The sequence below is a fragment of the Falsiroseomonas bella genome (assembly GCF_003173615.1).
Taxonomy (GTDB): domain Bacteria; phylum Pseudomonadota; class Alphaproteobacteria; order Acetobacterales; family Acetobacteraceae; genus Falsiroseomonas; species Falsiroseomonas bella.
This window is the reverse complement of the sequence record NZ_QGNA01000006.1, coordinates 1-13,376: the sequence shown is the minus strand read 5'-3', so window position 1 is coordinate 13,376 and position 13,376 is coordinate 1. Positions and strand designations below refer to the sequence as shown.

The 13,376-nt window shown below is 72.0% G+C and carries 14 protein-coding genes; 4 read left to right on the top strand and 10 right to left on the bottom strand.

Features of this window, described 5'->3' with window-relative positions:
- Positions 1-7 precede the first annotated feature (7 nt).
- The 7 genes from DFH01_RS23490 to DFH01_RS23460 are packed head-to-tail and all read right to left on the bottom strand — an operon-like array spanning position 8 to position 6,762.
- On the bottom strand, positions 8-769 hold the full coding sequence (locus tag DFH01_RS23490; protein ID WP_109872963.1) for an SDR family NAD(P)-dependent oxidoreductase: 762 nt from the start codon (positions 767-769) through the stop codon (positions 8-10).
- Positions 766-1,968 (bottom strand): DegT/DnrJ/EryC1/StrS family aminotransferase, encoded by a 1,203-nt coding sequence (locus DFH01_RS23485; protein ID WP_109872962.1) that lies wholly within the window; start codon positions 1,966-1,968, stop codon positions 766-768. The genes DFH01_RS23490 and DFH01_RS23485 overlap by 4 nt, the downstream gene beginning before the upstream one ends.
- The gene (gene hisD / locus DFH01_RS23480; RefSeq protein WP_109872961.1) at positions 1,968-3,281 is read right to left on the bottom strand and encodes a histidinol dehydrogenase; all 1,314 of its coding nucleotides are present in this window, start codon (positions 3,279-3,281) and stop codon (positions 1,968-1,970) included. The genes DFH01_RS23485 and hisD overlap by 1 nt, the downstream gene beginning before the upstream one ends.
- Before the next feature lie 3 nt (positions 3,282-3,284).
- Entirely contained in the window at positions 3,285-4,322 is a 1,038-nt protein-coding gene (locus DFH01_RS23475) for an ABC transporter substrate-binding protein (RefSeq protein WP_109872960.1), read from the bottom strand.
- 30 nt (positions 4,323-4,352) lie between these two features.
- Positions 4,353-5,147 (bottom strand): ABC transporter ATP-binding protein, encoded by a 795-nt coding sequence (locus DFH01_RS23470; protein ID WP_109872959.1) that lies wholly within the window; start codon positions 5,145-5,147, stop codon positions 4,353-4,355.
- A complete protein-coding gene (locus DFH01_RS23465; RefSeq protein WP_109872958.1) occupies positions 5,144-5,923 on the bottom strand; it encodes an ABC transporter permease in 780 nt (259 codons plus the stop codon). Before DFH01_RS23465 ends, DFH01_RS23470 begins: the two co-directional genes overlap by 4 nt.
- On the bottom strand, positions 5,911-6,762 hold the full coding sequence (locus DFH01_RS23460) for an ABC transporter permease (protein ID WP_109872957.1): 852 nt from the start codon (positions 6,760-6,762) through the stop codon (positions 5,911-5,913). The genes DFH01_RS23465 and DFH01_RS23460 overlap by 13 nt, the downstream gene beginning before the upstream one ends.
- A gap of 124 nt (positions 6,763-6,886) precedes the next feature.
- Here DFH01_RS23460 and DFH01_RS23455 point away from each other — a divergent pair, with 124 nt between their 5' ends.
- Positions 6,887-7,957: a LacI family DNA-binding transcriptional regulator gene (locus DFH01_RS23455; RefSeq protein WP_109872956.1), complete on the top strand. Its 1,071-nt coding sequence runs from the start codon at positions 6,887-6,889 to the stop codon at positions 7,955-7,957.
- A 34-nt stretch (positions 7,958-7,991) separates the two neighbouring features.
- Here DFH01_RS23455 and DFH01_RS23450 read toward each other — a convergent pair whose 3' ends face one another.
- Positions 7,992-8,933 (bottom strand): TAXI family TRAP transporter solute-binding subunit, encoded by a 942-nt coding sequence (locus DFH01_RS23450; protein WP_109872955.1) that lies wholly within the window; start codon positions 8,931-8,933, stop codon positions 7,992-7,994.
- Positions 8,930-9,739: a bestrophin-like domain gene (locus DFH01_RS23445; RefSeq protein WP_109872954.1), complete on the bottom strand. Its 810-nt coding sequence runs from the start codon at positions 9,737-9,739 to the stop codon at positions 8,930-8,932. The genes DFH01_RS23450 and DFH01_RS23445 overlap by 4 nt, the downstream gene beginning before the upstream one ends.
- A gap of 114 nt (positions 9,740-9,853) precedes the next feature.
- Here DFH01_RS23445 and DFH01_RS23440 point away from each other — a divergent pair, with 114 nt between their 5' ends.
- Positions 9,854-10,582, top strand: a complete 729-nt coding sequence (locus tag DFH01_RS23440; protein ID WP_109872953.1) for an AIM24 family protein — start codon at positions 9,854-9,856, stop codon at positions 10,580-10,582.
- A gap of 7 nt (positions 10,583-10,589) precedes the next feature.
- Here DFH01_RS23440 and DFH01_RS23435 read toward each other — a convergent pair whose 3' ends face one another.
- On the bottom strand, positions 10,590-11,279 hold the full coding sequence (locus DFH01_RS23435) for a glutathione S-transferase N-terminal domain-containing protein (RefSeq protein ID WP_109872952.1): 690 nt from the start codon (positions 11,277-11,279) through the stop codon (positions 10,590-10,592).
- A 132-nt stretch (positions 11,280-11,411) separates the two neighbouring features.
- Between DFH01_RS23435 and DFH01_RS23430 the strand changes: the two genes are divergently transcribed.
- Positions 11,412-12,728 carry a M20 family metallopeptidase gene (locus DFH01_RS23430; RefSeq protein ID WP_158287872.1) on the top strand — a complete coding sequence of 439 codons (1,317 nt, stop codon included), beginning with the start codon at positions 11,412-11,414 and terminating at the stop codon, positions 12,726-12,728.
- 60 nt (positions 12,729-12,788) lie between these two features.
- A complete protein-coding gene (gene mscL / locus DFH01_RS23425; RefSeq protein WP_109872950.1) occupies positions 12,789-13,253 on the top strand; it encodes a large conductance mechanosensitive channel protein MscL in 465 nt (154 codons plus the stop codon).
- Positions 13,254-13,376: the final 123 nt, after the last annotated feature.

Here is a 13,376-nt window from a genome sequence, read left to right as displayed (position 1 = left end):
TGGTCCCTCATTTGGCGAGGAAGCCGCCATCCACCGCGAGCACCTGGCCGGTGACATAGGCGGCGGCATCGGAGGCGAGAAAGACGGCGGCGCCCTGCAGATCCTCGAGCCGGCCGTTGCGGCCGAGGCAGGTCTGGGCGGCCAGGCGCGCCGCGCGTTCCGCATCGGCGAAGACCGGTGCCGTGAGCGCCGTCGGAAAGAAGCCGGGGGCGATGGCGTTGCAGGTGATGCCGTAGCGGCCCCAGGCCTCCGCCATCGCGCGCGTCAGCTGCGCGACGCCGCCTTTCGCCGCGCCATAGGGGATGCTGTCCGGCATGGCGCGCGTGGACTGCAGGGAGGCGATGTTCAGCACCCGCCCCCGCCCCTTCGCGCGCATCCCCGGCAGCAGCGCGCGGGAGAGGAAGAAGGGCGCGGCCAGCATGCTCTCGATCTGCGCGTTCCAGGCGGCGTCGTCCACCTGGTCCCAGGGCTGGCGCGCATTGAGGCCGGCGGCGTGCACCACGATCTCCGGCGCGCCGAAGGGCTCGGCCGCGCGTGCCGCAAGGTCGGCAAGACCGGCGCGGTCCGCGACGTCGCCGAGGCAGGCGGCGGCGCGCGCGCTGAGGGTCTCCGCCGCCTGCCGCAGCGCATCGGCGCGCCGCGCGCAGAGCACGACGGAGGCGCCGGCGCCGTGCAGCGCCTCGGCGATGGCAAGGCCGATGCCGGAGGAACCGCCGGTGACCAGCGCCACGCGGCCTTCCAGCGAGAAGCGGGCAAGGATGGGTGTCATGGCCGTTGCGCCGCCTCCAGCTCCTCCGCGACGATCGCAGCGATGGACCCGCACGCCTCCGCGGGCAGCGAGAGCGGGATGCGCATGTCGCAGAGCGTGGCGAGAATGGCCTCGGTGTGCGGCGGCGTCCGCGCATCGCGCAGATAGCGCCAGTGGCGCGGGGCGCTGGTGTAGCCTTCCGCAGCCTCGGCGCCGAACCACTTCAGGAACACGCCGCGCGCACGGCAGCCGGCGAGGAAGCGGCGGAAGCGCTCGGGATCGAGCCCCGGTGCGGCGAACTGGATGGAGCTCTGCACATGCTCCTCCTGCTGCGGGCGATGCGGCAGGCGGATGCCGGGAATGGCGCCGAGCAGCGCCGCGAGCCGCGCGTGCCGGTCGCTCCAGACCCGCGCACGCTCGGCCAGCAGCCGCAGCTGTGGCCGCGCCACCGCGGCGGCGAGGCTCGACAGGCGCAGCGAGAAGTTCGGTGTCAAATCCTTCCAGCGCGCGAAGACCTCTTTAGAGGGCCGTGCGCGGTGCTGGCCGTAGAGCATGTAGCTGCCGGAGGCGAGGATCGCGCGCGCCGCCAGGTCCTCGTCATCGGTGACCAGCAGGCCGCCCTCGCCCGCATTCACGTGCTTGTAGGATTGCAGGCTGAAGCAGCCGGCGCGGCCGAAGCGGCCGGTCGGGCGCCCTGCCCAGCGCGCACCCATGGTGTGGGCGCAATCCTCGATGACGGACATGCCGAGTTCGTCGCACAGCGTCATCAGCCGATCCATGTCGGCGATGTGGCCGCGCATGTGTGACAGCAGCAGGTGCCGCGCGCCGCTCGCCCGCGCCTGGCGCGCGAGGTCATCGAGGTCGATGACGAGGTCCTGCGTCACCTCGACAATCACGGGCTCGGCGCCGGCATGGGCGATGGCGCCCGGCACCGGCGAGAGGGTGAAGCCGTTCATCAGCACGCGGTCGCCGGGCCGCACGCCGCTGCCGAGCAGCGCCAGGAACATCGCGCTGCCGCAGGAATTCACGCCGACGCAGTACCGGGCGCCGAGCGCGGCGGCGAATTCCTCCTCCAACAGTGCGGCGTCCGAGGAATCGCCCAGCGTCTCGCCATAGCGGTGCAGCCAGCCGCCGCGCAGCAGCGCGGCCGCGGCCGCGATCGCCTCCTCCGGAACCTCGGGCGGGGCGCCGAGGTCGAGCGCGAGGCGCGATGGCTGCATCACGTCTCCACCGGCTCGCCGAGCGGCAGGTTGTGGCCAGGGAACCAGCGCGCCAGGCGCAGATCCGCGGTGCGCGCATGCGCCTCCATCCCCTCCAGCCGCGAGATGCGCGCGGTCACTTCCGACAGCCGCTTCGCGCCTTCGCGCGTCGCGCTCTGCCAGGTGAGCGGCTTCAAGAACTTGTGCACCGAGAGCCCGGCGGAATAGCGCGCGGCCGCCTTGGTCGGCAGCACGTGGTTGGGGCCGCTGCACTTGTCGCCGAAGGCGACGGTGCTTTCCTCGCCCAGGAACAGGCTGCCGTAATTGGTCAGGCGTTCCCGCCACCAGGGCAGGTCGGCGCATTGCACTTCCAGGTGCTCGCAGGCGTAGCGGTCCGAGAGCTCGGCCGCTTCCTCCCGCGTGTCGCAGAGCGCGACCTCGCCATAGTCGCGCCAGGCCGCTTCGGCGGCGTCGCGGGCGGTGGGCGGCAGCGCCGCGATCAGCTCCGGCACGCGCGCCATCACGCGCTCCGCCAGCGCGCGGTCCAGCGCGACCAGCCAGGCCGGCGATTCATGGCCGTGCTCGGCCTGGCCGACCAGGTCGGCGGCGACGATCTCGGCATCGGCGGTGGCGTCGGCGATGACCTGCACCTCCGATGGGCCGGCGAAGACGTCGATGCCGACGCGGCCGAACAGCATGCGCTTCGCCTCGGCGACATACTTGTTGCCCGGCCCGACGATGACATCCGCGGGCCTGCCGCCGAAGAGCCCGAGCGCGAGGGCGGCGATCGCCTGCACGCCGCCGAGCGTCAGGATGGTGTCGGCGCCCGCCGCCTGCATGGCGTAGAGCACCAGCGGATGGATCGGCCCGCCGCGATAGGGCGCGCTGCACGCCACCACATGCCGCACGCCGGCCGCCTTCGCCGTGGCGATGCCCATATAGGCGCTGGCGATATGCGCGTAGCGGCCGGTCGGCACATAGGCGCCGACGACGTTCACCGGCACCACGCGCTGCCCCGCCATCACGCCGGGCGAGACCTCGATCTCGAAGTCGCGGATGCTGTCGCGCTGCGCCTCGGCGAAGCGGCGCACATTGGCGATGGCGGCGTCGATATCCTCCTTCGCCTGGGCGGGGATCGCCGCGATGATGCGGGCGATCTCCTCCTTCGTGACGAGGATCTCGCCATCCCACTTGTCGAGCTCGCGGGCGAAGCGGCGCACGGCCGCCTCGCCCTCCGCCTCGACGGCGGCGATCATGCGTCCCGCCACCTCGCGCGCCGCGTCCTCGTTGCTGGCGGGCGTCCGGGCGGCGCGCTTCAGCCAGGTGACCGCCATGGTTCAGCGCGCCTCGGCGAAGGCGGAGAGCCGCGCGTCGTTGGCCACGCGCTTCATGTACTCGTCCGTCACGTAGCTGCGCGGCTCCGGCACCTGCTGCAGCGTGCCCACGGCCTTCAGGTAGTCGCCGAGCTTCGTGAACCAGCCATCGACCGTGGAGGCGCCGGAGGCGCGGTCCAGCAGGCGGAGCTGCTCGGGCAGGGTGAAGGTCGGGCGCGTGTCGATCTCCTTCTCCAGGTATTTCTCCGGAAGCGTCACGCCGCCCTGCTGGTAGAAGCGCGCCATGAGCTGCACGGTCTCCGCGCGGTTCTGCTTCTGCCAGGCGATGGAGCGCAGGTAGACCGCGAGATAGGCCGCCGCGCGGGCCGGCTGCTCGCGCGCGAAGTCCGCGCGCAGGATCAGCGCGCCCGGCACCGTCGCCCCGGCATCTTTGCCGGAGCAGATCACCACGCCCTCCGCACGCTCCTCGAGCGTGTAGATGTTCGGCGCCCAGACGCCGGCCAGCGTGCCGTTGCCCGAGGAGAAGGCGCTGATGATCTGCGCCTGGCCAAGATTGACGAAGGTGACGTCGCGGCGCGACAGCCCCCACTTCTCCAGGCAGGCGAAGGCGGCGTATTCGCCGGTGGAATTGGTGGTGAGCAGGATCTGCTGCCCGCGCAGGGAGGACGGGTTGGCGCGGATGCGCTCCACGTCGGCGCGGCGCGCGACCAGCGCGTTGCCCGCGCTCTCGTCATTGGTGATGCCGACGGTCAGCAGGCCGAAGCGCTGCGCGCCGAGCACGGCCGGCGCCGAGCCGGTGCCGCCCGCATCCCAGGCGCGGGCTGCGAGCGCCGCGACCTGCGGCGCGCCGGCGGCGAAGGTGGAGAATTCGGGCTGCAGCCCGACCTCGCGCCACCAGCCCTTCTCGGTGGCGATGAAGTAGGGCAGCGCCCAGTAGAGCGAAGGCTGATAGGACACCTTGATCGTGAACAGGCCCTGCGCCGTGGCCGGGCGGATGGCCGGAAGCGCGAGGCTCGCGGCGAGCAGCGTGCGGCGATGCATGGACGTTCTCCTTCCTGTTGCTCTGGTGGTTCAGTCGTCGGGGCGGATCTGGTCGCGCAGCAGCCGCCAGACATGGGTGCGGAGGTGGGTGAAGCTCGGCAGGTCCATCACGGCGTCGATCGCCATCTCGTCCCAGCCTTCCGCGATACGCGTCGGGCGGATGTCCACGATCTCCCGCAGGCGGCCCGGATCGCGCGCGAGGACGACGACGCGGTCGGAGAGATAGACCGCCTCCTCCACCGCATGGGTGATGAACAGCGTGGTGCGCGGCTCCCGCCGCGTGAGCCGGACCAGCTCCTCCTGCATCACGGTGCGGGTCTGCGCATCGAGCGCGCCGAAGGGCTCGTCCATCAGCAGCACGTCGGGCTCGATCGCGTAGGAGCGTGCGATCGCCACGCGCTGCTGCATGCCGCCGGAAAGCTGGTGCGGGTAGCGGTCCTCGGTGCCTTCCATGTTCATCAGGCGCAGGTAGCGCGCGACGACTTCGTCCTGCTTCGCGCGCGGCGCGCCCTGGCAGCGCAGGCCGAAGGCGATGTTCTCGCGCACCGTCTTCCAGGGAAACAGCGCGAATTGCTGGAACACCACGGCGCGGTCCGGCCCGGGCGCGGTCACCCGCTTGCCGCCGACCGCCACCTGGCCGGAGGTGGGATGGTCGAGGCCCGCGGCCATGCGCATCAGCGTCGTCTTGCCGCTGCCGGACGGGCCGACGACCGCGACGAATTCGCGCTCCGCGACCGTCAGCGTCACGTCGTCCAGCGCGACGAACTGCCCGCCGCCGCGCGTGGGGAAGGCCTTGCCGATGCCCTCGAAGCGGATGTCCTTCATGCCTGCCCCCAGCGCGCCTTCACCAGCGTCTCCGTCCGCCGCAGCGCGACGTCGAGCGCGAGCCCGATCACCCCGACGGCCAGCATCCCCGCCATGACGATGGAGGGCGCGAGGTTGGACTGCGCCTGCACCATCACGTAGCCGATGCCCGCGGAGGCGACGATCAGCTCGGCGCCGATCAGCGACTGCCACGCCAGCCCGGCCGAGACACGCAGCCCAGCCACGATGGAGGGCAGGCTGCCGGGCAGCAGCACCTCCGCCATGATGCGCGGGCCGGATGCGCCAAGCACCTGCGCGGCCTCCACGATGCGCGGCTCCACCAGCTTCGCGCCGCGATAGGCGTTGATCAGGCAGGGCGGCAGCGCGCCGGCGAAGATCACCATCACCGGGCCGCCGATGCCGGTGCCGAACCACAGCGCGGCGAAGGGCACCCAGGCCAGTGGTGCCACGAAGCGCAGCATCTCGAAGATCGGGCTGACGATGTCGTCCAGCAGCCGCCAGCGCCCCATGGCGAGACCCAGCGGCACGCCGACCAGCGCCGCCAGGCCGAAGCCCATCGCGAAGCGCCCCAGGCTCGCCGCCAGGTGCTGCAGCAGCGTGTGGCCGGCGAAGGGCTCGAAGCTCAACTGCCACGCGGTGGCGAGCACCTCCGCCGGCGTCGGCAGCGCGTTGTGAGAGACGAGGCCGGACGCCGCGACGCCCTGCCAGATCGCGAAGAAGCCGATGGTGCCGAGCAGGGTCAGCACCCAGCGCTCCAGCGGGCTCAGCTGCGCCATGGGATCAGCCTCCGCTCCGCTTCGCCCAGCAGCCGTGTCGTCGCCGCGCCGAGAATGCCGACCGCGACCATCGCCACCGTGATCATCGCCGGGTTGATGTCGCGATAGGCGGCGTCCAGCACGCGGCCGAGGCCGAAGAAGGCCCCGACGAGCTCGGCCGCGACCAGCGTTGTCCAGGATGCCTGCAGCGAAAGCCGCAGGCCGGTGAAGATCATCGGCAAGGCGCCGGGGATGATCACTTCCGTCAGAAGGCGCCTGCTGCCGGCGCCATGCACCCGCGCCGCGGCGATCAGCGTGCGGTCCACGCCCCTCACGCCGGTCCAGGTGTTGATGACGGAGGGGACGAAGGCGGCGAACCAGATCACCAGCACCTTCGCCGCGTCGCCGAGGCCGAGCCAGACGATGGCCAGTGGGATCCAGGCCAGCGGCGGGATCGGCCGCACCAGCAGGAAGGCCGGGTTGAGCAGCGCCTCGGCACGCGGCGAGACGCCCATCAGCAGGCCGAGCGGCACGCCGGTGACGACCGCGACCGCGAAGCCCATCAGCACCAGCCGCGTCGAATGCCACGCCTGCACCCAGAGCGTGCCGCCGGCATAGCCATCCGTGACGAACTGATCGAGCGCGCCGCGGAACTCGGCAGGCGACGGGAAGCGATAGGGCGCGACGAGGCCGGTTCCGGTCGTCAGCACCCACCACAGCACGAGCAGCCCGAGCAGGCTCAGCGCGCCCACCAGCGTCCGCCGCCCGATGCCGAAGCGCGGGAGGCGGCGGGCGGCGCGCGGCGGTGCGGGCGCGCCGGCATCGGCGCGGCGCTGCACCGACAGGTCGGGTGCCGACATCCTGACGTTTCCTGCCTGACGTTCTTCCTGCATCGCCCGCTCTGCGCGGGCTCTGTAAGCGTTTTCAGGAGCGAAGCATGCAGGTCGCCGCAGTGTCAACGCAAAAAGGCGAAAGCTTGGAATCATGGGAGAAATCGCTTACAAGATCGCCGTGCGTGGTCGAGCCGGCATCCGCGACGTGGCCGAGGCGGCAGGCGTGTCCGTCGCCACCGTCAGCCGCGCCCTCAACAAGCCCGACAGCGTCACGCCGGTGCTGCGCGCGCGCGTCACCGATGCGGCCAGGCGCCTCGGCTATCTCGGCAACGGCGCGGCGCGCGCCCTGGCCTCCCGGCGCAGCGGCGCGATGGGCGCGCTGGTGCCCACCCTCGACAACCCGATCTTCGCCGCCTGCATCGACGCCTTCCAGCAGCGGCTCGACGCGCACGGCATCTCCCTGCTCGTCGCGAGCGCCGGCTACGATGCCGCGGCCGAGACGCGCGGGCTGCGCACGCTGCTGCAGCGCGGCGTGGACGGCATCCTGCTCGTCGGCGCGGCGCATGAGCCCGAGACCTGGGCGCTGCTGCCGCCCGACCTGCCCGCCGTCGTCACCTGGATGCACCGCGCCGAGGGCTGCGCCCTGCCCTGCATCGGCTTCGACAACGCGGCCGCGGCGGCGCGCATCACCCGCCACCTGCTCGCGCTCGGCCATCGGCGCATCGGCATGATCGCGGGCCTCGCGCGCGGCAACGACCGCGCGGCCGCGCGCATCGACGGCGTGCGCGCCGCCCTGGCCGAGGCCGGACTCACGCTCGCGCCGCCCCTGCTGGCGGAGCGCGCCTACAGCGTCGCCGAAGGCAGTGCCGCGATGGCCGCGCTGCTTGCACTGCCGGACCCGCCGACGGCGGTGGTCTGCGGCAACGACCATCTCGCCTTCGGCGCGCTGGTGGCCGCGCGGCGCGCCGGGCTCGCCGTGCCGGCCGATCTGTCCGTCACGGGCTTCGACGATCTCGACTTCCTCGCGCATGGCGATCCGCCGCTGACCACGGTGCATGTGCCCGCCGCCGAGATGGGCCGCCGCGCCGCCGACCATCTCGCCGCCCTCGCCGCGGGGAAGGAACCGCCGCCGCCGGCGGAGCTGGAAGCGCCGGTGGTCCTGCGCGGCACCACCGCCCCGCCGGCGCGCCGCCGGGCAACGCCGCGGCGCGCCCGCGCCTAAGCGGCGTCGCGCTCCGACCGATGCGCGTGAAGGCCTATCGGCGTGCCCGCACCGCCTCGTGCAGCGGCGCGATGGTGTCGCGGGATGCCTCCGGATTCCAGCCAACCAGGGCTGGCAGCACGGAAGCGAGCTCGTCGCGGTTCGCCAGCACCGCGCGCAGGAAGGCCGCGACGATGCGCGGATCCGTCGCGGCGCTGGTGACGAAGTCGGTGCGCATCCCGATCGTCGGCACGGGGGCGGCGAGGCCATAGGCCGCGGCCGGGATGACGGCCGCGCGGAAATAGGGGTGCTGCGCGACGACGCTGTCGCGCAGCGCACCCTCGACCGGCACGATGCGCGTCGCGCAGGCCGCGAGCTGGCCGCGCACGGAGGAGACGGGATGGAACCCGACCGTCACGGCCGCATCCACGCGGCCGCCGCACAGCGCGCCCGCGGCATCCCCGGTCTCGACCAGCCGCACGCGCTGGTTGCCCTGCCAGGCGGCGACGGCGGCGATCGCGTCCCAGGTGGCCCGCGTGCCGGATCCTGGCACGCCCGCATTCAGCCGCCGGCCGCGCAGCCCGTCCAGGTTCGCGATCCCGCTGTCCGACGTGACGACGAGCGCGACGCTCTCCTCATAGACCGGGAAGACCGCGCGCAACGTCACGAAGGGCTGCTGGGCCCATTCGCCGACGCCGGTCATCGCCTGGTGCTGCACATCGGCCTGCGCCAGCGCGAAGTCGAGGTCGCCGGACTGCATCATCTGCAGGTTGTACACCGAGCCATAGGTCGGCTCGGCCGAGCAGCGGATGTTCTCGCCGCGCAGCTCGCGGTTCACGACCCGGCAGATCGCCCGCGCGGTCGGGTAGTAGCTGCCGCGCATCGCACCGGTGCCGACCGTGACGACCTGCTGGCGCTGGCGTTCCATCCCCGCCGCCGGCCAGCCCGCGCCGATCGCCCCGAGGGCGGCGAGCAGCAGCGCAGCCGCGCGCCTCATGGCCGCTCGTCCCAGCGCATCACGCGTTCATAGGCAAGCGCGAAGGGCACGGAACTCGCCGCGACCTCGCTGCGCAGCGGCCGGTCCTGGACGTAGATCATGAACACCATCAGGCCGAGGAAGGTGCAGATCAGGCCGGAGATGAAGAGGTGCAGGCCGAAGCGCACCTCCAGCAGCAGCAGGAAGACGATGGTGATTCCGGCCCCGATCGCCACCGTGAACCACATCACCGTCGGGATCGAGGGATCCACGCCGGCCAGCCGCTGCTGGCGCAGGCTGACCATGGAGTTGAAGGTCTCCAGGATGCTCGTATGGGCGATCTGCTGCGTGACCGTCACCGGTTCGAAGCCGAGCAGCGTCTCCCGGATGGCGAGCAGCCGGTTCTCGCCGCCGACCGGCACGCGGCCGTCGCGATAGGCGGGCCATTCGCGGTCCACCACGAACAGCGTGTAGTCGCGCAGCAGGTCGCGCACCTCCTCCCGCGTCGATTCCGGATAGGCCAGGGCGGAGCGGTAGATGGAGACGAGTTCTGCCGCCTCCCGGCCCGCGAAGCCGCTGATGTCACGGGCATTGGTGTAGGCCGCGACGGAGAGCAGGCCGAGCAGCAGGCCGTAGAACAGGGAAAAGCCCGCACTGGCGTAGTTGACGATCTCGTTCAGCCGCGGCTGGCCGCGCAGCCAGAAGCGGAAGAAGGGCCGGACGAAGATCACGCCGAACCAGGCCACCGCCACGAAGAACAGGGAGAAGGCGAAGGCCTGCGTCTCGACGGGCATGGCGTCGAGGATCTGGATCAGCCACTCGGGCACGCTGGAGGCCTCGCTTCCGCCGCGCCTCGACCCGTGGGCACGGACGCGTCATTATTGCGCAGGGCGCGAACGGCCGGTCAATCGTCGGAAGCGCCACGAATCTCGGGGTTCCGCATGGCAGAGTTCCGCATCGTCGAACGGGAAGGCGTCCGCTTCGTCGCGGTCAGCCTGGTCAAGGACACCGTCCGCGTGGAGGCCGGGGCGCTCGCCTTCTATCGCGGCGACATCACGATGGATGCCCGCATTCCGAGGCTCGGCACCTTCGTCACCGCCAGCCTGTCGGAGGAGCGCGCGGTGCGCCCCACGCTGACCGGCACCGGCGAGGTCGTGCTGGAGAGCTCCGTCGGCGGCTTCCACATCGTCGAGATGCGGGGCGAGGAATGGATCATCGAGCGCGGCGGCTACTGGGCCTCCGACGACGAGGTGAAGGTCGGCGTCTATCGCGAGCGCGTCATGAACGCCTTCTGGGCCGGCGACGGCTTCATCGAGTTCCACACGCGCGTGCGCGGTCACGGCAAGCTGGTGCTGACCGCCCGCGGCCCGGCCCATGAGGTGACGCTGGCGAAGGGAGAGCGTTACGCGGCCGAGGCGCGTGGCGTGGTGATCGCGCGCACCTCGGAGGTCCAGTACCGCGTGCGCCGGCCGGCCCGCAGCATCCTCGCCTCCTGGCTGTCGGGCGACCGGATGCTGCGCGTCTTCACCGGGCCCGGCCGGATCCTCGTGGCGCCGACGCCCTATTGGGGCGCCTTCATCCTCGAGAAGATGGGCGCAAGGGCGGAGGCGGCGAATGCCGAACGGCCGGCCGCCCCGGCGCCGGAAGCGGTGCGCGCCGGCACGGCCTGACGAACACCTACGGCCAGGCGGCGCAGGCCTCCCAGCCGATCTGCCGCGCCTCGGCCTCGGCGCCTGCGATCCATTCGGCGACCAGCGGGTGGCTGAGCACCGCATCCGCATAGGCCTGCGCCTCCGGCGCCAGCGCCACGGAATAGGTACGGAAGCGGCTGGCCATCGGCGCCCACATCGCATCGGCGAAGCAGAAGCGTGCGCCGAACAGGTATGGGCCGCCCGACCCCCAGGCGGCGCGGGTCTGCCGCCAGCTCTCCTGCACGCGCGCGACCTGTCCCTCCACCCCCGGCCGGGCGAGCAGCTTGACGTTGGAGGGGATGCCGTTCGCGATCGGCCAGCGCTTCACGAGGTTCATCGGCAGCGCGGCGCGCAGCTCCGCGAAATGGGAGTGCATCTCCGCGGACGACATGCGGGCGGCCGTGCGGGCGCGGAGCTCTGCGGGCCAGATGTCGCAGCCCGGCGCCAGCTCCCAGAGGTATTCGGCGATGGCGAGCGTATCCGTCACGACGAAGCCGTCATGCTCCAGCACCGGGATCAGCCCGGTGGGCGAGGCAGCCGCCAGCTTCGCCTTGCTGTCCGGCCGCGAGAGATAAAGCGTCTCGGCAACGAAGGGCAGCCCGGACAGGCGGCAGGCAAGCCAGCCGCGCATCGTCCAGGTCGAAGACCACTTCGCCCCGATGACCAACCGCATCATGCGCGCCCGACCGCTCCCCAACGGCGTTTGCGCGGGAATTGGACCCCAGCTTGCCCGCCTGGGCAAGCGGAACATTGACGCGCCCGCCCGGCCCCCGGACCATCCCCGCACGGGCAACCACCGGGGGATCGGGTGACGGATGATGCGATGGCGCGCGTGCAGCGCGCGGCCGAGGCGGGCGGCGAGGGCGCGGTCGCCTTCCTGCGGGAGCTGATCCGGCTGCAGTCGGCCGGCGAGGCGGCGGTGCAGGCACGCCTGGCGGAGGCCTTCGCGGCGCTCGGCTGCACCGTGGAACGCCGCCGCTACCGGCCGGCGGAGATCCGCCTGCGCGACGAATTCGCCGCCGATGCCGCCATGGCCGCCGAGGAGCGGGAGGCGGTGCTGGCGCGGCTGCCCGGCACCGGCGGCGGCCGCAGCGTGATCTTCTTCGCGCACCCGGATGGCGAGCCGTTCCAGCCCGAGCATGGCTGGCGCCACGATCCGCTGGCCGGCGACCTCGACCAGGGCCGCATCCATGGCTGGGGCGTGGCGGACGACCTCGCCGGCGTCGCCACCATGGTGGAGGCGCTGCGCGTGCTGGAGGATGCCGGGCTGCGCCCGAAGGGCGAGGTGATCCTGGCGAGCACGCCCTCCAAGCGGCATGCGCGCGGCGTGCATGCGCTGCTGCATGGCGGGGTCACCGCCGATGCAGCCGTGTACCTCCACCCCGCCGAATCCGGCATCGGCATGCGGGAGGTGAAGGCGCTGGCGGCGGGGCAGCTCGTCTTCCGCGTGACTGTCCCCGGCCGGCTGCCCGACACCAACGAGCCCGGCCACACCGCCTTCGCCCATGTCGCGGTGAACCCGGTGGACAAGGCGATGGTGGTGCTCGCGGCGCTGCGGGCGCTGGATGCGCGGCGCGGCGCGCGGGTGCATCACCCGGCGCTGGATGCCGCGATCGGCCGCTCCACCAACCTGCTGGTCGGCGACATGCGCACGCTCGGCGACGGGCGCGCGAGCCGCGTCGCGCCGGCCGTGCAGCTCTCCTGCGCCCTCTCCTTCCCGCCCGGCGAGAAGCTTGCTGATGTGCAGGCCGAGGTCGAGGCGGCGATCGCGGAAGCCGCCGCCGCCGATCCCTTCCTGCGGGAGACGCCGCCACGCCTCGAATTCCTCTCCGGCGTCACCGGCGCCGAGGTGACGCTCGATCATCCGCTCTGGCTCGCGACGAGCGAGGCGGTGCGGCGCGGCACCGGCGCGGCGCCGGAGATCAACCCGCTGCACACCTCCTCCGACATCCGCAACCCGATGGTGCAGTCCGGCATCCCCTGCGTCGGCCTCGGCCCGCTCTGCGGCGACCTGACGCAGAACGGGGGCCGGGATGAATGGGTGGATGCGGCGGATTACCGGCGCGGCGTTGCCGTCGTGGCAGGGCTGATCGCCCTCTGGTGCGACGTGGCGCGGAACGACTAAGGTCCGGCGGGTGATTCACCCGGGCCAGGCAGCCAGCCGGCCCCCGACACAGAGGGCAAGATGAGCGACATCATCCCGATCAAGGAACCGGCTTGGCTGCGCGAGTTCAAGGCCTTCATCATGCGGGGCAACGTGATCGACCTCGCGGTCGGCATCGTGATCGGCGCCGCCTTCACCGCCATCGTCACCAGCCTGGTCGAGGACCTTATCAACCCGATCGTCGGCCTGCTCATCGGCGGAATCGACTTCTCCAACCTGTTCATCGTGCTGAGCGGCGAGCGCCGGCCCTCGCTGGAGGCCACGCGCGACGGCGGCGCGGCGGTGCTGGCCATCGGCAGCTTCATCAACGCGATCATCAAGTTCCTGATCGTGGCGATGGCGGTGTTCTGGCTGATCAAGGCGATCTCGAAGCTGCGCACCACGCTCGACATGCAGGAAGCGGCGAAGGCGCCGCCCGGCCCGACGCCGACCGAGGCGCTGCTGGCCGAGATCCGCGACGAGCTGAAGGCGCGGCCGAAGGTCTAGGTCCTGGACTCAAACCTGGTCCATAGCCTGATGGCGGCGATGGCGACGGCGCTGAGGTAATTTCGAGCGAGCTTGTCGAAGCGCGTGGCGATGCGGCGGAAGTGCTTCAGCCGGTTGAAGCAT